22 protein-coding genes and 1 other annotated feature are annotated in these 26188 nt (G+C 43.5%); of the genes, 20 read left to right on the forward strand and 2 right to left on the reverse strand.

Translation table 11 applies throughout. From position 1 onward, the window contains the following. The first annotated feature begins 10 nt into the window (after positions 1 to 10). From MHZ92_RS12660 to MHZ92_RS12755, 19 genes are all read left to right on the forward strand, one after another. Entirely contained in the window at positions 11 to 904 is an 894-nt protein-coding gene (locus MHZ92_RS12660) for a response regulator (protein WP_239432076.1), read from the forward strand. Positions 905 to 1027: 123 nt separating this feature from the next. Continuing rightward, the gene (locus MHZ92_RS12665; protein WP_239432077.1) at positions 1028 to 2308 is read left to right on the forward strand and encodes a cation:dicarboxylate symporter family transporter; all 1281 of its coding nucleotides are present in this window, start codon (positions 1028 to 1030) and stop codon (positions 2306 to 2308) included. 148 nt (positions 2309 to 2456) lie between these two features. Beyond that, positions 2457 to 3296, forward strand: a complete 840-nt coding sequence (locus tag MHZ92_RS12670; protein WP_239432078.1) for a DUF2935 domain-containing protein — start codon at positions 2457 to 2459, stop codon at positions 3294 to 3296. A 188-nt stretch (positions 3297 to 3484) separates the two neighbouring features. Further along, positions 3485 to 3835, forward strand: coding sequence for a VOC family protein (locus tag MHZ92_RS12675; RefSeq protein ID WP_239432080.1), 351 nt, complete (start codon positions 3485 to 3487; stop codon positions 3833 to 3835). Between the two features lie 158 nt (positions 3836 to 3993). Continuing rightward, positions 3994 to 4341, forward strand: coding sequence for a PadR family transcriptional regulator (locus MHZ92_RS12680; protein ID WP_239432082.1), 348 nt, complete (start codon positions 3994 to 3996; stop codon positions 4339 to 4341). Continuing rightward, the gene (locus MHZ92_RS12685; RefSeq protein WP_239432083.1) at positions 4328 to 5335 is read left to right on the forward strand and encodes an HAAS signaling domain-containing protein; all 1008 of its coding nucleotides are present in this window, start codon (positions 4328 to 4330) and stop codon (positions 5333 to 5335) included. The genes MHZ92_RS12680 and MHZ92_RS12685 overlap by 14 nt, the downstream gene beginning before the upstream one ends. A 133-nt stretch (positions 5336 to 5468) precedes the next feature. Further along, positions 5469 to 6446 (forward strand): DUF3196 family protein, encoded by a 978-nt coding sequence (locus MHZ92_RS12690; RefSeq protein ID WP_239432084.1) that lies wholly within the window; start codon positions 5469 to 5471, stop codon positions 6444 to 6446. Between the two features lie 111 nt (positions 6447 to 6557). Beyond that, complete coding sequence (gene tig / locus MHZ92_RS12695; protein ID WP_239432086.1) at positions 6558 to 7844, forward strand: trigger factor; 1287 nt, start codon at positions 6558 to 6560, stop codon at positions 7842 to 7844. A gap of 146 nt (positions 7845 to 7990) precedes the next feature. Further along, on the forward strand, positions 7991 to 9259 hold the full coding sequence (gene clpX, locus MHZ92_RS12700) for an ATP-dependent protease ATP-binding subunit ClpX (protein ID WP_239432087.1): 1269 nt from the start codon (positions 7991 to 7993) through the stop codon (positions 9257 to 9259). A gap of 120 nt (positions 9260 to 9379) precedes the next feature. Then, a complete protein-coding gene (gene lon, locus MHZ92_RS12705; RefSeq protein ID WP_239432089.1) occupies positions 9380 to 11704 on the forward strand; it encodes an endopeptidase La in 2325 nt (774 codons plus the stop codon). Further along, positions 11701 to 12282, forward strand: coding sequence for a ribosome biogenesis GTP-binding protein YihA/YsxC (gene yihA, locus MHZ92_RS12710; RefSeq protein WP_239432090.1), 582 nt, complete (start codon positions 11701 to 11703; stop codon positions 12280 to 12282). The genes lon and yihA overlap by 4 nt, the downstream gene beginning before the upstream one ends. Positions 12283 to 12473: 191 nt before the next feature. Next, positions 12474 to 13808, forward strand: coding sequence for a glutamyl-tRNA reductase (gene hemA, locus MHZ92_RS12715; RefSeq protein ID WP_239432091.1), 1335 nt, complete (start codon positions 12474 to 12476; stop codon positions 13806 to 13808). Between the two features lie 32 nt (positions 13809 to 13840). Beyond that, on the forward strand, positions 13841 to 14671 hold the full coding sequence (ccsA, locus tag MHZ92_RS12720; RefSeq protein ID WP_239432092.1) for a cytochrome c biogenesis protein CcsA: 831 nt from the start codon (positions 13841 to 13843) through the stop codon (positions 14669 to 14671). Between the two features lie 33 nt (positions 14672 to 14704). Continuing rightward, positions 14705 to 15634: a hydroxymethylbilane synthase gene (gene hemC, locus MHZ92_RS12725; RefSeq protein WP_239432093.1), complete on the forward strand. Its 930-nt coding sequence runs from the start codon at positions 14705 to 14707 to the stop codon at positions 15632 to 15634. Next, positions 15627 to 16391 carry a uroporphyrinogen-III synthase gene (locus MHZ92_RS12730; RefSeq protein WP_239432094.1) on the forward strand — a complete coding sequence of 255 codons (765 nt, stop codon included), beginning with the start codon at positions 15627 to 15629 and terminating at the stop codon, positions 16389 to 16391. The genes hemC and MHZ92_RS12730 overlap by 8 nt, the downstream gene beginning before the upstream one ends. Continuing rightward, positions 16388 to 17368 carry a porphobilinogen synthase gene (hemB, locus tag MHZ92_RS12735; protein ID WP_239432095.1) on the forward strand — a complete coding sequence of 327 codons (981 nt, stop codon included), beginning with the start codon at positions 16388 to 16390 and terminating at the stop codon, positions 17366 to 17368. The genes MHZ92_RS12730 and hemB overlap by 4 nt, the downstream gene beginning before the upstream one ends. Continuing rightward, on the forward strand, positions 17369 to 18661 hold the full coding sequence (gene hemL / locus MHZ92_RS12740; protein ID WP_239432096.1) for a glutamate-1-semialdehyde 2,1-aminomutase: 1293 nt from the start codon (positions 17369 to 17371) through the stop codon (positions 18659 to 18661). Positions 18662 to 18975: 314 nt separating this feature from the next. Then, entirely contained in the window at positions 18976 to 19860 is an 885-nt protein-coding gene (locus MHZ92_RS12745) for a hypothetical protein (protein WP_239432097.1), read from the forward strand. A 226-nt stretch (positions 19861 to 20086) separates the two neighbouring features. After that, positions 20087 to 20309 (forward strand) — a binding site (T-box leader). 55 nt (positions 20310 to 20364) lie between these two features. After that, entirely contained in the window at positions 20365 to 23010 is a 2646-nt protein-coding gene (locus MHZ92_RS12755; protein WP_239432100.1) for a valine--tRNA ligase, read from the forward strand. 207 nt (positions 23011 to 23217) lie between these two features. Here MHZ92_RS12755 and MHZ92_RS12760 read toward each other — a convergent pair whose 3' ends face one another. Together MHZ92_RS12760 and MHZ92_RS12765 are read right to left on the reverse strand one after the other, a co-directional pair. Beyond that, positions 23218 to 24012, reverse strand: a complete 795-nt coding sequence (locus MHZ92_RS12760) for an ATP-grasp domain-containing protein (RefSeq protein ID WP_239432101.1) — start codon at positions 24010 to 24012, stop codon at positions 23218 to 23220. Next, positions 24009 to 24875 (reverse strand): ATP-grasp domain-containing protein, encoded by an 867-nt coding sequence (locus MHZ92_RS12765; protein ID WP_239432103.1) that lies wholly within the window; start codon positions 24873 to 24875, stop codon positions 24009 to 24011. Before MHZ92_RS12765 ends, MHZ92_RS12760 begins: the two co-directional genes overlap by 4 nt. A 62-nt stretch (positions 24876 to 24937) precedes the next feature. On the opposite strand from MHZ92_RS12765, the gene MHZ92_RS12770 reads away from it, so the two are divergent. Continuing rightward, a complete protein-coding gene (locus tag MHZ92_RS12770; RefSeq protein ID WP_239432104.1) occupies positions 24938 to 26146 on the forward strand; it encodes a bifunctional folylpolyglutamate synthase/dihydrofolate synthase in 1209 nt (402 codons plus the stop codon). The last annotated feature ends 42 nt before the right edge of the window (positions 26147 to 26188 follow it).

Consider the following 26188-nt stretch of genomic DNA (forward strand, 5'->3'; position numbering starts at 1 on the left):
GTGAAGAATCATGCGATATTTTATTGTAGATGATGATTTGGCATCCCGGAGAATGCTTGAGCAAATTATTAATGAAGACGAACTTGGATATGTCGTTGGAGAAGCGGAAAATGGAGTGCAAGCGATTGCACCTATACAGTCCACCCAACCGGATGTTGTTCTGATCGATCTACTCATGCCGGCACTTGATGGGATCGAAACGCTGGAGCAATTGAAGAAGCAAGGTTTTCAAGGACAGTTCATTATGATTTCTCAAATCGTTAACAAGGAAATGGTCGGAGAGGCATATGAAAAAGGCGTAGAGTTTTTTATTCATAAGCCGATCAATCGTGTGGAAGTACGAAGTATATTAATGAAGACAAAGGAAAAGTACCAGCTTCAACAATCGCTGCGAACGATCAGGGATTCACTGGCGAATATTGATGCTACCACGGAACAACCTAGACGGAAAAGGGTGAGTGATATCGTTCGTTTCATCTTAAACGATATGGGAATCATCGGCGAAGTGGGCAGCGATGACATCGTTGCCATTATAGAAATTTTGATGAGCCGCGAGGAGCGGATTCCGCAATTGCCGCCTTTGAAAGATTTGTACGAGGCGGTCGCTCGAAAAATGGAAAATGTCAATGTAAGTAAAGAAAGCAAAGCGATTGAGCAACGGATCCGCCGTACGATTGTAGCTGCGGTAAACAACATAGCTTCGATGGGAGTTGTCGATTATACATCCCCTCAATTCGAGTACTATGCGCCACGCTATTTTGACTTCCAAGACATTCGCCTCCGTATGAAACAAATCGATGAAGACAAAGAAACGACTGCTCGAGTGAAAATAAATATAAAGAAGTTCATCCAGGTGCTTTACCTGGAAACAGAAGAAAAGTATACTGGAAAATCAACTTTTTAGAACATTCTAGTGATAAATAAATGATATTTACAATTTGTCGGATTTTGTCGGATTCGATAAGTCTCTCTTACACTTGAAAAAGCGAAGAAAACGCTTTCAATGGGAAAAGAGGGAGGCAACTTTATGAAAAAGATATTTAGAATTCCTTTAGCTTATCAAATACTTATCGGTTTAATAGCAGGAATTATCGTTGGGGCGATCTTTTATGGTAACCCCGCTATAGAAACGTATTTGCAACCACTTGGTACAATCTTCATCAATATGATTAAAATGATTGTTGTGCCAATCATCGTTTCAACTTTGATCGTTGGTGTTGCAGGTACGGGCGATCTGAAACAATTAGGTAAACTTGGCGGAAAGACAATGATTTACTTCCAAGTCGTATCATTAGTCGCAATCATCGTTGGGTTATCCGCGGCTAACATCTTCAAGCCAGGTGTAGGCATAGATATGTCGACATTGGAGAAGGGCGATATCGACTCCTATGTCCAAACAACTGAAAGTGTACAAAATGAAGGATTTATGGACGTTCTTGTCGGTATCGTTCCAAGTAACGTTATTCAAGCAATGGCAAATGCCGATATGCTTGCAGTCATTTTCTTCTCAGTATTATTCGGATTAGGGGTTGCTTCGATCGGTGAACGTGGAAAGCCAGTGCTCGCCTTTTTCCAAGGTACCGCAGATGCTATGTTCTGGGTGACCAACTTGATTATGAAATTTGCACCGATTGGTGTATTTGGTTTGATCGGTGTGACAGTATCGAAGTTCGGACTAGAATCTTTAGTGCCACTCGGTAAATTAATGATTCTTGTATATGCTACAATGATTTTCTTCGTAATCATCATTCTTGGCGGAATTGCGAAACTTGTTGGTACAAGCATCTTCGCCATTATCAAACTGTTAAAAGACGAGCTCCTTTTGGCTTACTCTACGGCTAGTTCTGAAACTGTATTACCGAGGCTTATGGAAAAGATGCAGAAATTCGGCACTCCGAAAGATATCGTGTCGTTTGTTATTCCTACGGGTTATTCATTTAACTTGGACGGCTCTACATTGTATCAAGCACTTGCAGCGATTTTCATCGCACAAATGTACGGCATCGATCTAAGCATCATGGAGCAGATTACATTAGTTTTGGTACTGATGATTACTTCTAATGGTATTGCAGGTGTACCTGGCGTATCCTTCGTTGTATTACTTGCAACGCTTGGTACGGTCGGTATTCCACTGGAAGGCCTTGCCTTCATCGCAGGAGTCGACCGACTGCTCGACATGGGTCGTACAGTCGTCAACGTACTTGGGAATGCATTGGCTACGGTTGTTATGGCTAAATGGGAAGGTCGCTTCGGAATTGAAGATAAAGGCGATCGTAAGGAAGAATCAATGGTTGGCGAAACGATATAATTGGATTGAATATGAGCGATGTAACGATATTTTCGTTACATCGTTCTTTTTTGTTCGGAAATATGACTTGATTAGCAAACTCGGAATAGGGACAAACGGGACTTGAATACATTGATACTGCGTGTACATTTATGAGGGGGAGATCCATATGTATTGGAACGAGGAGTATCAAACGAGCACTACTTCGATTTCACCGGCCGAGTTTGTGGAACAGTCCTTGGAGGAAATACGATTCTGGTCAAGAATTATGAAAGAGCATTCCTTATTTCTCAGATTAGGTTTTCGAGCTGAAGATACGCAATTAATCGCAGAAGCTAATCAGTTTTACCATATCTTTGAGCGGATTGAGCAACAGGCATATGCATTTACGAACCAAACTGACCCGATGACCATCAGAAGGTTTAATTCGGAAGTACAGATGGCTGCAACGAACATTTACGCTTTTAAACGGAAAGTGTTAGGACTTATCCTTACTTGTCAGCTGCCCGGTGCCAATAACTTCCCTCTTTTAGTCGATCATATTAGCAGGGAAGCGAATTATTTTAGGAAACGACTCATTGAATTGAATGAGGGGAAACTAAAACCGCTCGCCGATGCAATTATAAAAGAGAATGTATTCTTTTTACGAATTATGGCTGACCATGCGAAGTTCATAGGACATTTGCTCGATCCTTCGGAAAGGAAACTTGTCGACATTGCAAGAAATTTCAGCAATGATTTTGACGAATTGCTGTTCCAGGCGAGAGATCTGGATGGAATGAGACCATACTCTCAAACAGTGCCACTCTTGGATCAATTCCTCGATCAAAATCGCGTGTCAGTCGTCTCCCTCCGTGATTTCAAGAAAACTGCAAGAGACTTAATCGAAGAATGTAAAATTAAGAGCATCATCCATCCACTTCTAGCAGACCATGTGTATCGTGAAGCGGATCATTTCCTCACGATCATTGACATGTTCGACGCACACCTTACGGGGGCTAAATCATAGAAATTAATTTCGGAAGGTCTGATCCTTGAGAAATCAAAGGTTCAGGCCTTCTTTACATTGTAAATAAACTCCGATATTGAAGTTCATATACAGTTTTGTTGCATAAAATTGAAGGTATTAAGATCATCTCTGACGAATTTTTCTATAAATCGTATTTTTCATCAATATAGATAATGGGGGGTACTCGTATGAAAATTAAAGGATTCGGTGGAGTTTTTTTGAGATCGAAGAATCTAGACGTATTAAAAAAATGGTATGAAGAAACGCTTGGGATTTCAATGGGTGATTGGAATGGCACTATTATGAAACCAGATCCAGAGAACGAAACAGTTTTTTCTCTTTTCGAAGAAGACAATAGTTATTTTCCAGTCGAACAGTCCGTCATGTTGAATTTCCAAGTGGAAAATATTGAAGCGTGGTTAGAGCATTTCAATAAAATTGATGTACCACTTTTAAAAGGACCTGAAAAAAGCGAGTTCGGGACTTTTGTTTGGATTGCAGATCCCGAAGGAAGGTGGATTGAATTTTGGGGAAAGTAAGCTATTGAGCAAAAATATTAATGATGAAAGAGTTGCGTCTGTCGATGTAACTCTTTTTTTTTTGATCTGTAAAAATATTTGAAACAATGCACATTGCCTATTGTTGGGAAAAATATAATAGTGTATGATATACAGTATAAGAAGATGAGGTGATCAATGTGGATTCACTAGTAGATTCATTTACAACTGAACTGAGGAGAGGGACGTTAACTCTTGCTGTATTGAGTCAATTAAAGACTCCTCAATATGGATATTCGTTAGTCCAGCGTCTTGAAGAAGCGGGTGTAGCAATTGAGCAAAGTACGTTATACCCGCTTCTTCGCCGCTTAGAGAAGCAGGAACTATTGACGAGCAGTTGGGATACGACTGAAAGCAGACCCCGTAAATATTACGTAATCAGTGAATATGGCATTGAAATTTACGAGCTATTGAAAAACGAATGGAAAACGATGACCTTTGAGCTGAAAACATTACTGGAAGGGGATAGCGAGGATGAATTTGATTGAAGCCTATGTATTCGAGGTGACGAGAAGACTGCCGGAAAGAACGCGTGGGGATATAGCCCTTGAGCTTAGATCGACGATTGAAGATATGCTGCCGGAAGATTATACAGAGCTAGAGGTGATGGAAGTCCTTTCGAAACTTGGTGATCCAGCGCGGCTAGCCGCAAGTTATCGTGATACACCTATGCATTTGATTGGACCGAAAGTTTACGATGCTTATATATGGACGATGAAAATGATTATCCCTTGGGCTATTTTAATAACAATATTGGTCCATGTAGTTCAAGCGATTGTCCTTTTCACAGGAGATGAAAGTGTCTTTGCGGTTATTATCAAAAGCTTTGGCATCATTCTCGGCAAAGTAATACATGTGCTAATCCAAACGTTCTTTTGGGTCACCATCGTATTTGTTTTCATTGAAAGAATCGGATTGGCGAAAAGCGATCTCCCGATCACAAAGTATGGAACGAAGTGGACTCCAAAAGATTTAAAATATGTTCATATCATTCCAAGGAAAAAGGCGATTTCAAAAGGGGAGGTTATTTTTGGATTCGTCTGGACAGCGATCTGGGCCATTATTTACTTTAATGCAGACCATCTCATTGGTATTTATCTATCCATTGAAGGTTCGGGACTACAAATGGTGATGCCGATTTTTAATCAATCGACATTACTGTCATATTGGCCATTGGTTTTACCAGTTGTTGCAATGGAACTTGGATTGTGGGTATATAAATGGAAGGAACGGCAATGGACAATGAAGCTAATGACTCTAAATGCAGTCATTAAGACTTTTAGCTTACTTGCTATTATCGTCATTGCAACCAATCCCACTCTGATCAACGATGACCTTATTCCTTATCTGGCAAATTTACTGGAAATAAGTTTATCGTCAGTGAATAATATCGAAAAATGGGCGGTGTGGTCTGTCGTCATAACCATTATTGTAACCACGGCAATTGAAATCTATGATAGTTATCGAAAAGCGAAAATTTGAAACTACTATGAAACCTCCTTGCGGACTGCAATTCGTTCGGAGGTTTTCATATATCGTAATAGTGAGTGAATAATTCATTTCCGGTTGGAAAATGCTATATGTTATAGTGGATGGATGAAAGAAGGTGAATCCAGTGAGGCATAAATATCGAAAGCTCATCAAAAAAGATAACATCGTTGTCTTTCCAGGCGCCTTGGAGCAACTGATTGAAAAAGGCTTGGATGCCGTAGAAGATGCAGACTATGCAGAAGCCGTGGAGGCATTTGAGCAGGTGTACCATTTCGATCCTGACAATACCCGGGTATTGGCACCATACGCGGTTTCCTTATATGAAACAAAAGATTTTCGGCTTGCAAAAGAAGTCGCAACGAAATTATTACATAGCGGAACGACCGACTATCTCGACGCCATGGAATTGTATTTGGCAATAAGCATTCAACTACAGGATTACGATGAAGTCGAAATGACGATAGAAACCCTCCTTGACGAAGGTATTGTACCACCCGATATGGTGAAGAAATTCAACTATTTACGTGATTTGAATAAAAGACTTTCCTATAGATATGTACGTGAAGATGTAAAACCTCCGCAGCCAGACACGTTTACGATAGAAGAGTTCATCGACAGAACGGTGGAAAAGCAACAAGAAATCCTTGCGACTCTTGAAAATGGTGAATTGGATGAGACAATTAAAAACCAACTATCGCAAATCGTGGAATCCGATAAGGTACATCCAATCGTTAAAACATACGCCCTCGTACTTCTACGTGAATCCGGCTACAGTAATGAAGTAACGATCCGGAAGTTCGGACAGTCCAAGCGCGTCATCCCATCAAAGCTTGAACTTCCGAGTCAAGATGAGCGATCCATCGAAGTTGTCAACCAAATTGGCGAACGATTTGATAAGGATCCAACTCGCATGCAAATGGCAATCGAAGCAAGTCTGCGCTACGGCATTGTCGCCTATCCATTCCAATGGGACGGATACTCTACGTACGAAGTATCAGAAGCCTATACGCAATACATAGAAAGCATGTTCACTGGTGAGCCGATGATCGAGAATGAATTGAATTCTTTGATCAAATTAGTGGACGAACAAACGGATAGGTAATATACAGGAAATCTGTTGAAAGATATGAAGACTATGATATACTGTAATGGTTGTAAATAGCGTATAAACGTGAGAAAATATACTTGGTCAGAATGATTCGGAGGTATTTATATGTCTGTTAAATGGGAAAAAGAAGAAGGAAATAAAGGGACGCTCACAGTAGAAGTTCCTGCTGAAACTGTCGACGCAGCGCTCGATGAAGCTTTTAAGAAAGTCGTAAAGAAAGTGCAAGCTCCAGGTTTCCGTAAAGGGAAAATGCCACGCAAAATGTTCGAAAGAATGTACGGTGTTGAGTCACTTTATAACGATGCACTTGATATCATTCTTCCTGAAGCGTATTCCAACGCTCTTGACGAAGCAAATGTAGAGCCGATTGCTCAGCCTGAAATCGAAATCGATGAAATGGAAAAAGGCAAAACGCTTGTATTCAAAGCGCATGTTACATTAAAACCTGAAGTGAAACTTGGCGACTATAAAGGTCTTGAAGTGACACGTCAGGAGACTGAAGTGACAGATGAAGAAATCGAGCAACAATTAAAAGACCGCCAAACAGCATTGGCTGAAATGGTAGTGAAGGAAGACGGTGCTGTTGAAAATGGCGACACTGTCAACCTCGACTTTGAAGGTTTCGTTGATGGCGAAGCATTCGAAGGCGGAAAAGCTGAAGGGTACGATCTTGAAATTGGTTCTGGCTCATTCATTCCAGGCTTCGAAGAGCAAGTCGTCGGCATGAAGCAAGGCGAAGAAAAAGATATCGAAGTTACTTTCCCAGAAGAATACCATGCAGCTGAGTTGGCAGGAAAACCTGCTGTATTCAAAGTGAAAGTTCATGAAATCAAGGCGAAGGAAGTTCCTGAACTTGACGACGAGCTTGCAAAGGAAATCGATGACAGTGTCGAGAGCCTTGACGAACTTCGTGCAAAATTGAAAGAACAGACAGCCGAAGAAAAGAAAAACGCTTCTGAAACTGCAATGCGCGATGATCTTGTAGAAGCGGCAGCAAGAAATGCAGAAATCGACATTCCTGAAGTGATGATCGATTCAGAAGTAGATCGAATGATGGACGAGTTCGGTCAACGTCTTCAAATGCAAGGTATGAACCTTGACTTGTACTTCCAATTCTCAGGACAAGACGAAGCTGCATTGCGCTCTCAAATGAGAGACGATGCTCTAAGCCGTGTACGGGTATCCTTGACGCTAGAAGCAATCGGCGCTGCTGAAGGTATTCAAGTGTCCGAAGAGGAAATCAATGCAGAGCTTGAAAAAATGTCTGAGCAATTCGGTATGGAAATTGACCAAATCAAACAAACACTAGGTGGCACACGAGTGCTTGAAAACGATTTACGCTTCAATAAGACAGTTGAATTCCTAGTTGAGAACGCAAAAGTCACTGAATAATAACCACTGTAAAATACAAGGTGCGGGTTTCCGTACCTTGTTTTTCATAGATGCGGGATTGTACGCCGGAATAGAAGAGAAGTTCTAAATAGTTGATAAAACCGGGGGAATCTTGTAAGATTGTCACTTGAATAGGGGTGAGCTTGATGTTCAAATTTAATGACGAAAAAGATAATCTAAGTTGTTCTTTTTGTGGTAAAACCCAAGATCAGGTAAGAAAACTTGTAGCTGGTCAGGGTGTTTATATTTGTGATGAATGTGTTGAACTTTGTGCTGAAATCGTCGAGGAAGAAGTGGGGCTGGATGAGCACTTCGAGCTAAAGGACGTTCCGAAACCACGTGAAATCCAAGGCATTTTAGACGAATATATTATCGGTCAGGATCGTGCGAAGAAATCGTTGGCCGTAGCAGTTTACAACCACTACAAGCGGATCAATACGAATAGCAAAGTTGACGATGTGGAAATTGCCAAATCGAATATCGTTTTGATCGGACCTACAGGTAGTGGTAAAACATTATTGGCGCAAACATTGGCTCGTATTTTGGATGTTCCTTTTGCGATTGCGGATGCAACTTCCTTAACAGAAGCGGGCTATGTCGGTGAAGACGTTGAGAATATTTTATTGAAGCTGATCCAAGCAGCTGATTTCGATATTGAACGTGCTGAAAAAGGGATCATTTATATTGACGAAATCGATAAAGTTGCCCGGAAATCGGAAAATGCATCGATTACGCGGGACGTTTCAGGTGAGGGCGTACAGCAAGCACTTCTGAAAATTCTTGAAGGCACAGTTGCAAGCGTTCCTCCACAAGGTGGACGGAAGCATCCGCATCAGGAATTCCTTCAAATCGATACGACAAATATCCTTTTCATCGTCGGCGGAGCATTTGATGGCATGGAAGAGATCATCAAACGCCGGACGGGGCAGAAAGTTATCGGATTCGGTACGAATAACGAAGAAGAGTCAAAAGAGGAAGCATCTTTGCTCTCGAAACTGATTCCTGAAGATTTACAACGATTTGGTCTAATCCCTGAGTTCATCGGCCGCTTGCCAGTCATTGCAACATTGGAGCAGTTGAATGAAGATACTCTTTACCAAATCCTAACGGTTCCTAAAAATGCGATTGTTAAGCAGTATCAAAAGATGGTTGAGTTAGACGGCGTGACATTGCGATTTGAAGAGGATGCTCTTCTGGAAATTGCTAAGGAAGCGATTGAACGGAAAACAGGAGCCCGCGGATTGCGTTCCATTATTGAAAATATCATGTTGGATATTATGTATGAACTTCCATCTCTTGATGAAGTTACCGAATGCATCATTACGAAGGATTCCGTCCTGAAAAAATCAAGTCCACTCCTTTATCGAGAAGATGGTACACCGTTCAAACTCGATCAAGAGAAGAATACGGCCTGATAATTGGAGGAATAAAGCTGACTCCGGCGATGCGAATCATTCGCTCATCGGTTGTCGGCTTTTTCCACCTTATATGAATTGTAATAATGGATATACATAACTTATGGAGGTGACTTCCGCATGCCAAATCGAAAAAAGCTGAACGTGCCTTTATTGCCTTTACGTGGGATGTTAGTTTATCCGACGATGGTTTTACATATTGATGTTGGGAGAGAGCGGTCTGTATTTGCTGTTGAACATGCCATAGCAAACGGTAATTACATCATGCTCGCTTCCCAGAAAGACACAGGTGTTGAAAACCCTGAAGCTGAAGATTTATACCAAATCGGTCTTTTAGCTTATGTGAAGTCATTAACGGAACTGAACAACGGAACATATCGGTTGTATATTGAAGGAATTGAGCGGGCCGAGTGGTCGAATTATGAAGAGGCAGACCTCTATCCTGTCGTGGATGTCAAACGACTTCCAGATACTACTGAAATGGATGCAGAAACCATTGCTTTAATGCGTATACTGCTTCCTTATTTCGAGAATTACACGAATTATTCCACAAAAATTTCACAAGAGACATTCGACTCGATCGCTTCAATAGAAGAACCGGGCAGATTTGCGGATATGATTGCTTCTCATTTGCCTTTGAAGCTGTCTGCCAAACAAGAAATCCTCGAAATTACAGACGTCAAGAAAAGATTGGAGTTCCTCATCAATAAACTTCATGATGAGCAGGCAATCCTTGCGCTGGAACGGAAAATAAACACCCGTGTCAAAGAAGCGATGGAACGGACTCAGAAAGAGTTTTATTTGCGTGAGCAGATGAAAGCTATTCAAAAAGAACTTGGGGACAAAGACGGCAAAAATATTGAAATTGTAGAGTTGACGAAAAAGATTGAAGAAGCCGGCATGCCAGAGAACGTAAAACAAGCTGCATTCCGGGAGTTAAATCGATATGAAAAAACGCACTCTGCATCTGCGGAAAGTGGAGTGATCCGAAATTATCTCGATTGGCTCGTCGCTTTACCATGGTCCGATGCATCGAAGGATCAATTGGACATTAAGAAATCAGAGAAAATATTGAACCGTGATCATGAAGGTCTCGAAACAGTTAAGGAACGTATTTTGGAATATTTGGCTGTCCGCCAAATGACAAACTCGTTACGAGGACCGATCCTTTGCCTCGATGGACCGCCGGGAGTCGGTAAGACTTCTTTGGCTCGATCGATCGCCGAATCTCTTGGTCGAAAGTTTGTCCGGATTTCGCTGGGCGGCGTACGCGATGAATCCGAAATTCGAGGACATCGGCGTACATACGTTGGCGCAATGCCGGGCCGGATCATTCAAGGTATGAAAAAAGCAGGTAAGGTCAATCCGGTGTTCTTGCTTGACGAAATCGATAAAATGTCGAATGACTTCAGGGGAGACCCGTCGGCAGCGATGCTTGAAGTTCTAGATCCTGAACAAAATTCATCGTTCAGCGACCATTATATAGAGGAACCATATGATTTATCGAATGTATTATTTATCGCAACGTCCAATGATTTAAGCTCTATACCTGGGCCTTTGAGGGATCGGATGGAGGTCATTTCCATTCCGGGCTATACCGAAATGGAAAAGCAGTCCATTGCAAAAAATCATTTGATACCTAAACAGTTGAAGGAGCATGGATTAACAAAATCGCAAGTTCGTTTCCATGATGATGCCATCCGTAATATTGTTCGCTATTACACGCGAGAAGCCGGCGTCCGTGGATTGGAACGGGAAATTGCAAGGATTTGCAGAAGAGCTGCGAAACAGATCGTGACAGGAGAAAAGAAAAGTGTCACGGTGAGCGTGAATACCCTTGAAACGCTTTTAGGAAAAAAGAAGCATAGTTATGGACAGGCTGAGAAGAAAAACCAAATCGGTGTAGCAACCGGCTTGGCTTATACGACGGTTGGAGGAGATACCCTCCAAATTGAGGTTTCATTATCTCCCGGCAAAGGTAAACTGATTTTGACAGGTAAGTTGGGCGATGTCATGAAGGAATCTGCGCAAACTGCATTATCTTATGTCAGATCGAAAGCAGTGGACTTTGCCATCAACCCTAATTTCCATGAATCGAGCGATATTCATATTCACGTTCCAGAAGGTGCCGTCCCGAAAGATGGCCCATCTGCAGGTGTGACGATTGCTACGGCTCTCGTTTCAGCATTGACGAAGAAACCAATCCGTCGAGAGGTTGGGATGACCGGTGAAATCACACTTCGAGGCAGAGTGTTGCCAATCGGGGGAGTAAAGGAAAAGTCATTGAGTGCGCATAGGGCGGGCTTGACGACAATCATTTTGCCGGTAGCCAATGAAAGGGATATTGAAGATATCCCTGAAAGTGTACGTAGTGAGCTGACATTCAAGCTTGTATCGGATGCTGAAGAAGTACTGTCATACGCATTAGAGGAGGCTTCCGAATGAAAGTCAATCAAGTAGAGATGATTATGAGCGCGGTCAAACCAGAACAATACCCGGATGATGGTTTTCCGGAATTTGCATTGGCCGGACGTTCAAATGTGGGTAAATCTTCGTTCATCAATAAAATGATCGGACGGAAAAGCTTAGCGCGTACCTCTTCAAAACCTGGGAAGACCCAAACGTTGAATTTTTATAAAATCGAAGAAAAATTATTCTTCGTCGATGTTCCTGGCTATGGTTATGCAAAAGTGTCAAAATCGGAACGGGAAGCATGGGGCAAAATGATCGAAAGGTATTTAACTGGTCGAGAACAATTGCGTGCTGTCGTTCTTATTGTGGATCTACGGCATCCGCCGACAGTCGATGATTGCCTCATGTATGACTTTTTAGGGCATTACCATATCCCGACAATCGTCATCGCGACGAAAGCGGACAAAATCCCAAAAGGCAAATGGGAAAAGCATAAGAAAATTGTGAGAAACGAATTGAATATGCGCCCCGGAGATCCTCTAGTCCTTTTCTCTTCCGAAAAGGGAATCGGCATGGATGAGGCGTGGCGTGAAATAGAGAATAGAATGTAACCGAAAATCCGGATGAACGAAATTGTCATCCGGATTTTTAATTATAGTGTATACTACACATTAGAATTATTACAAATATGTGGAATGAACCGTTGATGTTTCAATAGTTAGTCACAAAATCATCCGTTACTGACAAATGAATATGTTATAATCGTATATGTTAAATAGAACGGGAGAGGTGTGAGCACCTAATGTATACAATCGTGGTCGGTGTCAACCACCGAACAGCTCCAGTAGAAATCAGGGAAAAATTATCTTTTATAGAGACCGAGTTGCCAAAGGCGATGGAAGCTTTACAAAAAGAGAAAAGTATTCTGGAGAACGTCATTATCTCAACTTGCAATCGTACAGAAATATACGCGGTGGCTGATCAAATCCATACGGGCCGTTATTATGTCAAACGATTTTTAGCCGACTGGTTTGATATGGAACTTGAAGAATTATCCCCGCATTTACTTATATATGAAAATGATTCAGCGATTGAACACTTGATGAGAGTCTCTGCAGGCATCGATTCTATGGTGCTTGGTGAAACACAAATATTAGGACAAGTCCGTAAGAGCTTTCTCGAAGGTCAGGAGATTGGGACGACGGGGACAGTATTCAATGAATTGTTCAAGAAGTCGATTACGCTTGCAAAACGTGCACATTCTGAGACTGCAATTGGGGAGAATGCCGTTTCCGTTTCCTACGCGGCAGTCGAGCTTGGAAAGAAAATTTTTGGTTCCTTGAATGATAAGCATATTGCGATTCTCGGAGCGGGTAAGATGGGAGAATTGGCTCTCAAAAACTTACATGGAAGCGGAGCTGGTAAAGTGACAGTTCTCAACCGGACATTGTCGAAGGCAGAGGAGATGGCGAAGCAATTCGGTGGCGTCGCGAAACCGATGGGTGAATTGCAATGCACTCTATTGGAAGCGGATGTTTTAATCAGCTCGACGGGCGCAACTGACTTTGTCATCGATTTTGAACTGATGCAACATGTAGAAAAACTGCGTAAAGGAAAGCCGATCTTTATGGTTGATATCGCTGTACCTCGAGACTTGGACCCTCGAATCGGTGATTTGCCAAATGTCTTCCTTTATGACATCGATGACTTGCAAGGTATCGTCGAAGCGAACTTAGAAGAACGAAAACGTGCTGCAGAGGAAATCGGTTTAATGATTGAAGAGGAAGTCGTTGAATTCAAGGATTGGATTGCGACGCTCGGAGTCGTACCGGTCATTTCTGCATTACGGGAGAAGGCTCTCCAAATTCAAGCGGACACGATGGCTAGCATTGAGAATAAAATGCCTAATCTTACAGAACGTGAAAAGAAAATATTGAACAAACATACGAAGTCAATTATTAACCAAATGCTGAAGGAACCGATACTTCAAGCAAAAGAATTGGCGACGGATGGACAGGCAGCTGAAAAATTAGCCTTTTTCAAACAAATTTTCGGTTTGAATGAAGACGAAGAAGAGGAAATCATTCGCGAGAAAACTCATAACGTAGCAAAAGAACGAAAATTAGCCGAGGCTTAATTGATCTATATGTGAAAGGCAGAGGTTGCATCATGGCCGAAATGACTATGGCGAGATTTCACGAAGTAATCGTCGTCCTGTATGCGGTAAGCCTCGTATTTTACTTCATTGATTATGTAAATAATAATAAATTCGCCCATCGAAGCGCTATTTGCATACTATCGATTGTCTATTTGATGCAAAGCGGCTTCCTACTAGCGCGGGTGATGGATACACAGCGATTCCCGGTCCTTTCTCTTTACGAAGGGGTCTATTTTTACGCTTGGCTGCTTCTGACACTTTCGATGATTCTCCAAGTGTTTTCAAAGGTCGGGTTCGCTGTCTTCTTTTTAAATGTCATTGGGTTCATTTTCATGACAATCTATACATTCACACCGATGAAGTTCGAAAAATCGCCGGTTGGTGAATCGCTCATTTCGGAATTGCTTTTTATACATATTACATTTGCGATTCTGTCATATGCAGCATTTGCGTTGTCCCTCGTTTTTGCCGTTCTGTATTTGCTCGTATACAAAGTGCTGAAGAAGAAAAAATGGACAAAGCAGTTCGGACGTCTTCCGTCTCTTCAACAATCATTGTCAGGGATGAAGGTGTCAATCTATACAGGTATCCCGTTATTGTTTATTAGCCTTGTATTAGGGATTCAATGGGCGACTGTCGCATTGGATGAATGGTCGATATCCGACATGAAGATCATCGGGTCATTCCTCGTTATTATCCTTTATAGTTTAGTATTGTTTTTGCAAAGAAGAGGTAGACTGACAGCGAATGATTTTGCATGGGCGAACGTCTTCGCTTTTCTTTTTGTTATTATCAACTTTTTTCTTGGAAGCAGATTATCCCAGTTCCATTTTTGGGTTTGACTTTTATGGTAATCAAATAGGAGGAAGATCATATTGAGAAAAATCATCGTTGGCTCTAGAAGGAGCAAGCTTGCCTTAACGCAGACGAATTGGTTTATCGACCAGATGAAAGCTGCCGGCGCACCTTTTGAATTTGAAGTGAAGGAAATTGTCACAAAAGGGGACAAGATACTCGATGTGATGCTTTCAAAAGTTGGAGGTAAAGGTTTATTCGTCAAGGAGATTGAACAAGCCCTATTCGATAAGGAAATTGACTTTGCTGTTCATAGTATGAAGGACATGCCTGCTGTTTTGCCAGAAGGACTGACAATCGGATGTATTCCGCCAAGGGTGGATGCGCGAGATGCATTCATATCTAAAGGCCATGTGAAATTCATGGATCTTCCGGTCGGTGCTGTCGTAGGCACATCGAGTTTGCGTCGTAGTTCTCAATTGCTCATGCTTCGTCCGGATCTTGAAATCAAATGGATCCGAGGTAATATTGATACGCGACTCAAGAAGATGCAAGACGGAGAGTATGATGCTATCCTATTAGCTGCCGCAGGATTGAATCGGATGGGATGGAGCGATGATGTCGTTACCGAATATATGTCAATCGAAGACTGCATTCCTGCTGTCGGTCAAGGTGCTCTTGCCATTGAATGCAGAAGTGATGACGATGAATTGCTTGCAGAACTGAAAAAAATATCTGACGGGAAAACTTGGTCAGAAGTCGATGCAGAACGTACTTTTCTTTCTGAAATGGACGGATCATGTCAAGTTCCGATTGCAGGATTTGCGGTAAGTAATGGAAACGAGATCGAATTAACAGGATTCATTGCTTCTCCAGATGCGAAACAAGTTTTTAAGAAAACTGTTCGAGGTGCTGATCCGGTAGAAGTAGGCAAATCGGTCGCGTCCGCATTGCGAGCAGAAGGGGCTGCAGAAGTGATTGAGAAAGTGAAGGCGGAAATGGATGCCTGAATCAAGTCCTTTAAAAGGGGAAACGATTATTTTTACGGGAACCCCGAAATCACTTGAGGTTTTCGATCTCGTCAGAGAGTACGGTGGCAATCCGTATTCCATGCCGCTTATCCAAGTGAACGAAATTGAAGCTGCTACTGATGAATCTATATTAAAACGATGTGCAGATTTCGATTGGTTGATTTTTACGAGCCAAAGTGCTGTGAAAGCATTCCATTCGAAAATGAACCGTTTTACGATGACCTTTCAAGATATTCCGTCCAAAATAGCGGCAGTCGGAACTCAAACCGCTGCCGCTTTGGAGAAAATTGGATTTACTGTTGAATTTATTCCATCCATCTTCAGTGCGGACGTGTTTGTTAAGCAATTCAAGCCAACAGAGGATAGCAAGCTTCGTGTCCTATTTTTAAAAGGGAATCTTGCAGGTAGCATCATTCGTGAAGAACTGCCCTTTCACGTGGAAGAATGGACGGTCTATGAAACTGGTGCCAAGTCTGATTCGGTCAACTCGATCATCGAATTATTGCAAATGAATGGCAGCAACACTGTCCTATTTGCGAGCCCTTCAGCAGTGCGTGTTTTTGAAAAAGGCGTCGTTCCAGTCATCGGTTGGGAAGGGTATACGATCGGTGCAATTGGACATGTCACTGAAAAGGCGTTGCTCGAAGCAGGTGCTAAAGTGGATGTGAAACCTGAAATTTATACTTTAAAGGAACTCGTCAAGGCATTGGCGAGACGAAAGGAAGAAATCCAATGACTCAACTACAATTCCGACGTAATCGCCGCTTGCGCACTTCAAAAACGATGCGCTCGATGGTAAGGGAGACAATTTTGCATAAAGAGGATTTCATTTATCCGATGTTCGTTATCGAAGGAGAAAATGTGAAAAATGAGGTTAGCTCTATGCCGGGCATCCATCAATTTTCGCTTGATCGTTTGATGGAGGAAGTAGATGAAGTAGTCTCGCTTGGCATCCCTTCTGTCATTCTGTTTGGGATACCGTCTGAGAAAGATGCAACTGGCACAGGAGCATTTGATGAGGAAGGGATTGTGCAGCGTGCAACGCGCCTCATAAAAGAGAAGCATCCCGACCTTGTCGTCATTGCGGACACTTGCTTATGTGAGTTTACAGACCATGGACATTGTGGCGTTGTACATGGTGATGAGGTGTTGAATGATCCATCGCTTGAACTGTTGGCTAAAACCGCGGTGAGCCAAGCGAAAGCTGGCGCTGATATCATTGCACCTTCCAATATGATGGACGGATTTGTTATCGCCATTCGCCAAGCGTTGGATGAAGCTGGTTTCGAGAATGTTCCGATCATGTCCTACGCAGTCAAGTATGCATCTGCGTACTACGGACCGTTCCGCGATGCTGCCGATTCTGCACCACAGTTCGGTGATCGTAAGACGTATCAGATGGATCCCGCTAACCGAATGGAAGCACTTCGCGAGGCAGAGTCGGATGTCATGGAAGGCGCTGATTTCCTGATCGTCAAGCCTGCTCTGTCCTATTTGGATATTATGCGTGACGTGAAAAACAATGTCCTTCTTCCTGTTGTCGCATACAATGTGAGCGGTGAATATTCGATGGTGAAGGCTGCAGCTGCTAACGGCTGGATCAATGAAAAAGAAATCGTATTGGAAACATTGACAAGTATGAAACGCGCTGGTGCAGATCTCATCTTGACCTATCATGCAAAAGACGCAGCGCGTTGGCTGGAGGGAAAATGAATGGGCAGAAATTATGAAAAATCCAAACAAGCATTTACGGAGGCAGTGACGTTAATGCCAGGTGGCGTGAACTCACCTGTCCGTGCTTTCAAATCGGTCAATATGGATCCGATTTTTATGGAGAGTGGAAAAGGGCCGATCATTAGGGACATAGATGGCAATGAATATATTGACTATGTCCTTTCATGGGGACCGCTTATTTTGGGCCATTCCGACCCTGACGTTGTTGAGGGAATCAAGAAAGTGGCCGAGACGGGTACAAGCTTCGGTGCTCCAACTTTGCTGGAAAATGAGCTCGCGAAAATCGTCATTGACCGCGTCCCTTCGATTGAAGTCATTCGTATGGTATCGTCTGGTACGGAAGCGACAATGAGTGCCTTGCGACTTGCTCGTGGATATACAGGCCGCAACAAGATTTTGAAATTTGAAGGCTGCTACCACGGTCATGGCGATTCGCTGTTGATTAAAGCTGGGTCTGGTGTCGCTACGCTTGGCTTGCCGGATAGCCCAGGAGTTCCCGAGGGAATTGCCAAAAATACCATTACAGTAGCGTACAATGACATGGACGGTGTCCGCGCTGCATTCGAGCAGTTTGGAGACGATTTGGCTGGTGTCATTGTCGAACCGGTTGCTGGAAACATGGGAGTTGTCCCACCGGAGCCAGGTTTCCTGGAAGGCTTACGCGAATTGACCGAGAAGAATGGTACGTTGCTTATTTTTGATGAAGTCATGACAGGGTTCCGTGTTGATTACAACTGTGCACAAGGCTATTTCGGAATTACTCCTGACCTTACATGTCTCGGCAAAGTGATTGGCGGAGGTCTTCCTGTAGGTGCTTATGGTGGTAAGCGTGAAATTATGGAGAATGTCGCGCCTGCCGGTACTGTCTACCAAGCGGGCACATTGTCTGGAAATCCGCTTGCAATGACAGCAGGTATCGAGACGTTGAAAAAATTGACGCCTGCTTCCTATGACCATTTCAAAAAGCTTGGCGATCAGCTGGAAGCTGGTTTCCGTGAGGCGGCGGAGAAATACAATATCCCACATACTGTAAACCGTGCTGGATCCATGATCGGTTTCTTCTTTACAAACGAAAAGGTTACCAATTACGACAAAGCGAAAACATCCGACTTGGAATTGTTTGCGGAATACTTCCGTTTGATGGCAGAGGAAGGCATCTTTTTGCCGCCTTCGCAATTCGAAGGCATGTTCCTGTCCGCATCCCATACGGAAGAGCATATCGCAAAAACTGTCGAAGCGTTCCACAATGTATTTGCCAAATTGGCGAAATGAAGAAAGTGTTTTAGGGGAATAGGTATTTTCAGCCTGATTGAAAACGCTTGTCAATGAAGGCAACCTAAGAGCGCCACGTCCTGTGGCGACGGTTGCATGACTCGCATCCTGCGAGCCCGCGCGAAGTGGAGCGAAGACGCGAATAGAACTTAAGGTTCATGAGCGGACGAGCGACACGAGCAACAACGGATGCGAGCGTTTTTCAACAGGCTGACCCATTGTTGATTTTTCAACAATGGGTTTTTTTAATTTCTTCTACCTCTCTAGCTTGCTGCATATAATGGCAAGTGAATGAAACGGGGAGGGAACGAAAAATGAAGAAGTTACAATGGAATATGAAAGAAGTCTTTTTTTTCCCGGAGGACGTAGGCGTACCGAAAGACGTACGCACTCTAAAAGTGAAGGCAGGGTTTACGGAGAAACGTTCCGAAGACGCAGTGCGGTTGTCCGGTATTTACCATATCGCTGCGAAGGTTGACTTTACAGAAGGGGAGCGTATCGAACAAATCCCACGAGATGTTGTCTATGTTGACGATGTCGAAATGGATGGGCAAGCTGGATATTTTGAATATGCCGTTCCTCTTTATATTGATTTGCCGCCTGAAGTGGAACATCCTCTTCGAATCGAAGCGACAGATGTCAAAGGGTTTTTTGACGGACAAGGTTCATTTACAGTCGCTTGGAATGTCAATTGCCTGTACGGGCAAGCGACTCCTGAACAAGCAAACAAAGAAACGGAAGACAGCGAACGCGTCGCCCAAATGGAGGAAAGTAAGGATAAGCCTACAGCAGCGAAAGAGACTGCGGCTAAAGAAGAAGCAACAGTCGCCGACAATCTCGAAAGTGAAGAAGTGGCCAAAGCCGCAAACGCGCCTACTGGCAAGGCGATGGCCGACGCCTCGGAAACAAGTAAAGAAGCAGTAGCTACGAATGAGAAGGCGGATACTGCTACAGCAATGGAAGTACAGAAAGAGCCTGTGAAAGCGAAAATCACACAAACAGCTGAACGTCAAAAAACAGCCCCGGCACCAAAACGGACTGCTAAGGAACCTGTCCGCGAAACTACTGCAACTGCAACGCATGACAGCAGCTCATGGAATGCCCAAGATGACATACTGTCATACATTGCAGCGTTGCCGGATGAATGGTCGTCGACACGGTTCCGGTCAAATGATATCTTTGTAAAGACAGAAAGCTAATCCAGCAAGGACACATAATAGAATGAAATCACCAGCTGTAGGAATAAGCAAAAGCCTGATTAGCTGAAAAACGGAAATGGGAATTATGATCCCTTTACAATAAAACCGCGTTTTCCGTATCCAAGGCGGCAATAAATAAGGATTATAGCCCTTTCTCATTTTACCTTCCTTTCATAATATACTTGACGACTTCTCCACTAATCGAATATAATACTCATAACTATATAATGATGCGTTGATCGGGATAGTACGCGATTTACATTTATCCAAGAGAGGGCTCCGTTGGTGGGAGGGCCTATAAATGTACTGGCGGAAAGTCACCCGGGAGCAGCTTTCGTGAAATTCGAGTAGCGGAAGCCGGTTTGAAACCGTTATTTATGATTGAGGCGCAAACGTTTTTTGTTTGCGCGAATAAAGGTGGTACCACGAATAACTCCTTCGTCCTTTTTGACGAACGGAGTTTTTTTGTATTCACTTTTATTCGAGTAAAGAGGAGGAGTTCAGATGTCAACAGAAAACTTGTCAATGCCAACGAAATATGAGCCGCAGTCGATTGAAGCGGGTCGGTACGAATGGTGGCTAAAAGGGAAATACTTTGAAGCGCAGCCTGAAAGCGGGAAAGAGCCATACACAATCGTCATTCCACCGCCGAATGTAACTGGAAAGCTCCATTTAGGGCACGCATGGGATACGACGCTGCAAGATATTCTCATTCGAATGAAACGGATGCAAGGGTATGATGCGCTATGGCTTCCAGGAATGGACCATGCAGGCATCGCGACACAAGCGAAAGTTGAAGAAAAGCTACGGGAGGAAGGAAAGTCCCGCTATGATCTTGGCCGTGAAAAATTCCTTGAGGAAACGTGGAAATGGAAAGATGAATATGCAGGCCATATCCGCGCGCAATGGTCAAAATTAGGTCTCGCCCTTGATTATTCAAGAGAACGTTTCACGCTCGATGAAGGATTGTCGAAAGCTGTTCGCGAAGTTTTCGTCAAGCTTTATGAAAAAGGCTATATTTACCGCGGAGAGTATATTATTAACTGGGATCCTGCTACAAAAACGGCTCTATCGGACATCGAAGTAATCCATAAGGATGTACAGGGTGCATTCTATCATATGCGCTACCCACTGGCAGACGGAACGGGCAGCATTGAAATTGCAACGACACGTCCTGAAACGATGCTTGGGGATACTGCGGTCGCTGTTCACCCAGAAGACGAACGCTATAAGCATTTGATCGGCAAAACGGTAAAATTACCGATCGTTGGACGTGAAATCCCGATAGTCGCAGATGATTATGTCGACATGGAATTCGGAAGCGGGGCAGTCAAAATTACACCTGCACACGACCCGAATGATTTTGAAATCGGCAACCGCCATAATTTGTCCCGAGTACTCGTCATGAATGAAGACGGCAGCATGAATGAACTCGCTGGTAAATACGAGGGAATGGACCGCTTTGAATGCCGGAAAGCGATTGTCAAAGACTTGCAGGAGCTTGGTGTTTTATTCAAAATCGAGGATCACTTGCACTCGGTTGGCCACTCGGAACGGAGTGGAGCAGTCGTTGAGCCATATTTATCAACACAATGGTTCGTTAAAATGGCACCACTCGCGGAGGAAGCGATCAAGCTGCAGCAATCAGAAGGGAAAGTCAACTTCGTTCCGGAACGTTTTGAAAAGACATACTTGAACTGGATGGAAAATATCCATGACTGGTGTATCTCTCGTCAGCTATGGTGGGGACATCGTATTCCAGCCTGGTACCATAAAGAGACTGGCGAAGTTTATGTCGGCCACGAAGCACCGGCCGATAGTGAAAACTGGAAACAAGATGAAGATGTCCTCGACACATGGTTCTCATCCGCATTATGGCCGTTTTCAACGATGGGCTGGCCGGATGTTGATAATGAAGAGTTCAAGCGTTATTACCCGACGGATGCACTCGTAACAGGATACGATATCATTTTCTTCTGGGTATCCCGTATGATTTTCCAAGGAATTGAATTCACTGGCGAGCGACCGTTTAAGGACGTTCTTATCCATGGACTCGTTCGTGCGGAAGATGGCCGGAAAATGTCGAAATCTCTCGGGAACGGTATTGACCCAATGGAAGTCATCGACAAATACGGTGCAGACGCATTGCGCTATTTCTTGGCTACTGGATCTTCACCAGGTCAAGACCTTCGTTATTCAACAGAAAAAGTCGAAGCGATCTGGAACTTTGCTAATAAAATCTGGAACGCCTCCCGATTCGCTTTAATGAATATGGATGGCATGACATATAATGAAATCGATCTAACAGGTGAAAAGTCTGTAGCCGATGCGTGGATCTTGACACGGTTGAATGAAACGATCGACCAAGTAACGAAGCTTGCCGAGAAATATGAATTCGGTGAAGTTGGCCGGGCATTGTACAATTTCATCTGGGATGACTTCTGTGACTGGTATATCGAAATGGCGAAGCTGCCATTGTACGGTGAAGATGAAGCGGCGAAGAAAACGACCCGTTCGGTACTTGCTTACGTACTCGATAATACGATGCGTCTCTTGCACCCGTTAATGCCGTTCATTACAGAAGAGATTTGGCAGAACCTTCCTCATGAAGGGGAGTCGATCACAGTGGCGGCTTGGCCAGTAGCTGATCCGGCATTGACGGATAAGGAGAAGGCATCGGATATGAAGCTGCTCGTCGACCTTATTCATGCGGTACGTAACATCCGTGCAGAAGTGAATACACCGATGAGTAAAAAAGTACCGCTTTATATTGCAGCGAAAGACGAAGCGACGGTATCCGTATTGGAGTCGAACCGGAGCTATATCGAACGTTTCTGTAATCCCGAAACACTCGAAATTGGCGTCGGCATTTCAGCACCGGGCAAATCGATGTCAGCCGTTATTACTGGAGCAGAACTATTCCTTCCGCTAGAAGGCTTGCTCAATATTGACGAAGAAATCGATCGGTTGAAGAAGGAATTGGCGAAGTGGGAAAGCGAAGTAAAACGCGTCCAAGGAAAGCTTTCCAATGAGCGATTCGTCTCGAAAGCACCAGAGGCAGTTGTAGAAGAAGAACGCGCGAAAGAGAAGGACTACTTGGAGAAAAAAGCAGCAGTCGAACGCCGGATTGAGGAATTACAAGAAATTTAAGCTGAAAAAAGAGTTGGTCCTCCAGCAATGGAGACGACCAACTCTTTTGTTTTATACATGTGATCATAAACCTGTGTGAGTGATCATAAATCCGTGTGAGTGATCATAAATCCGCATGAGTGATCATAAATCCGCATGAGTGATCATAAATCCGTGTGAGTGATCATAAATCCGCGTGAGTGATCATAAACCCCGTACAAGCGCTCATTACCCCTTCAATTTCCGCTTCACGTACTCCATCAACTTCTCTGCAACTGAAAAATCATGCGTCACATACAGTGACCTTGCACCTACCGGATCTTCAATTTCATTCAACATCCAACCGCCGTCCGGCAATAAAAGAAAATCGATGCCGATATAATCGCTTTTTAACGCCCTTGCAATCTTGCGGACTTCTTTTTCCTTCCAAGACGATAGTGTGTACTTCTCCACAGAACCGCCTAGTGTATAATTCGACTTGAAGGACTTGCTTCCCGTCCGTTTGACAGCTCCCAAAACGTCTTCACCGAGCATGAACACCCGGACGTCTGTTGAGCAGGATTCGATATAGGGCTGGACAATAGTCCGTCTTTCAGAAAACCGAGAGAAAAACTCCTCTGCGTCCTCTTTCGTCTCACAAAGAAACACTTCATTACCGCCATGACCGTCGATTGTTTTTAACACAACTGGGAAGGAGGGGACATCCCGTACGGACTCCGCTTTCCTTGTTGGAACTGCGGGTACCCCTAACAAAGTGGCAAGTTCAAAAGTCTTCAATTTATCATTCGCTATTTTATTCACTTCGGCTCGGTTGATAATCCGAAATCCTTCCGTCTCCCATTTTTCCGAGAGCACTGGATTTCGGTTGCGAAATAGAATGAAATCCGCATCTCGATCCGGTTCTTCCCCATCAACGATCAACATCAATACGATATCTATCCCCGAGGCGTTCTTCATCAAATCATCTATAAATCCCCGATTACGCTCCGCTTCCCCTAAAGAATAATAAACATATCCTTTCATGCAAGCTTACCTACAATATACTCAATCATCTTGTCTGCCACATTAATGCCCGTCACGTTATAAATATTGCGGATATGCGCGGCAGCATTCACTTCGCAGACGAGTGGTTCTTCGTTTTCGCCAAATAACAGATCGACTCCCGCAAATTCGGCCCCAACCGCCTCTGCAGCGCGGATCGCCAATTCCTTTTGAGCGGGGGTCAGTTCAATGACACTTGCGACGCCGCCGTTCGTAATATTCGCCCGGAAATCCGTTTCGGAAGAACGGTGCATTGCCGCAACAATTTCTCCGCCAACGATATTGACACGGATATCCCTACCTCTGCTCGTTTCAATGAACTCTTGAAAGACATAGTCGACTCCTCTCAGTTCATCGACCTTCGCAAAAAACTCCTTTTCCGTTTCGATCAAATATACTTTCATGCCGAAAGAACCATGACCTTCCTTAATAATCATCGGCAAGCCCAATTTCTCGAGAACCATTTCATAATAGCCGGATTTTTCAATTGTAAATTTCGGATAAACTTTCGGTGCAATAATCGTTTCCGGCATTGCGATTTTATCTTTTGCAAGCTGTATGTATTGCTTCGCCTTATTATCACAAGTCTCAATTACTTCTGGGTCATTGAAAACAGGGATGCCTGCATTTTTCAAGTAGGTCGCGAGCAGAATGTCTTTGTCCAGGAAGACGACAAAATCTGGGCGGCCACCAAGCTCTTCATGAAGAGCCATAAGCACCTCATAATTCTTTTTCAAGGTAGCATTAATACCTGCTCGTTCAGCGGCATCTTTCAAAAGCTCCGCCTGATCTCGAAATTTATCGCTCGTTAAACTACCGTTATAAATGACCCAACATTTTTTCATTTCGTTCCCTCCGGCCGTGATATACTACTTCTAAGCTGATTTTACCATAAGGGGCGATAGAATTGATTCCAAAATTTGATGAATATAAAGAGCGATTTAGCGTAAAAAGTGATGATGAAATAAAACCGGGGCTCGAAAGTATTCGTCGTGCACTTCAAAAAGTCGGAAACCCGGAAAAGGACTTGCGTGTTATCCATGTTGCAGGAACGAATGGCAAAGGCTCGACCATCGCCTTCATGGAATCCATTTTACAAGAGCATGGATTTTCGACTGGTGTCTTTTCTTCTCCGGCATTGGTCGATGTGCACGACCAAATCCGCATGAACAGTATGCCAATTAGCCCAATAGAGATGGACAAGACGTTTGTGGAAATGAAAGAGGCGGGTCTTAGCGGCATGTTAACTGATTTTGAATTGTTGACCGTCGCAGCGTTCCTCACATTCAAACGGCTTGCGCCTGATTATGTACTGCTTGAATGCGGCATGGGCGGAAAATTGGACAGTACGAATGTCGTTGAACCGCTTGTGTCTATCATTACGTCGATCGCTTTGGATCATGTTGGTTTTCTAGGCGGGACAATTGAAGAAATTGCAATGCACAAGGCGGGGATTATCAAAGAAGGGAAACCGGTAGTCGTCGGTTCGTTGCCGAACGAAGCAATGCAAGTCATCCGAACTAAAGCTATTACATCAAACAGTAAGTTCGTCATGTACGGGGAAGATTTTTCGGTCATTCAAGATGAGTTCATTGGAGGGTCGATAAAAATTCAATTGACAAAACGCAGGCTGAAAGGCCCCCACCAAGCTATAAATGCAGCAGTGGCAATTGAGGCGTTACGTCAAGCTGGTGTGTCAATGAAATCAGAAAGGATCACAAAGGGCGTTGCGACTGCATCCTTGCCTTATCGATTCCAGGAAATCGCAGAAGGTGTCTTTATCGACGGGGCGCATAATCCTGCCGCTGCGAAGATGCTTACGGAAACGATCAAATCGGAATTTCCAGGGGAAAAAGTCGATTTTGTCATTGGTATGTTGAAAACAAAAGATTTAAAGAAAACGATAGATGAACTAATACCGGTTGCTAACTCTTTCACTTTCATCACTTTTCCACATCCACAAGCTGCCAGTGCTGAAGTTTTAATGGGAAGTTGTCAGTATAATAGAAAAAGGATGACAAAACTTGGGGATGATACTATAATACTAAGAAAGGGAAATGATAGAAAGAGAATAGTCGCAGGTTCACTTTATTTACTAAGCAGTCTTTTGAACTAATATTCTTACAAAACATGCGCTTTCTTTTTAGACGGCACTTTA

The sequence above is a fragment of the Sporosarcina sp. ACRSL genome (assembly GCF_022346605.1).
In the GTDB taxonomy this organism is placed as follows: Bacteria; Bacillota; Bacilli; order Bacillales_A; family Planococcaceae; genus Sporosarcina.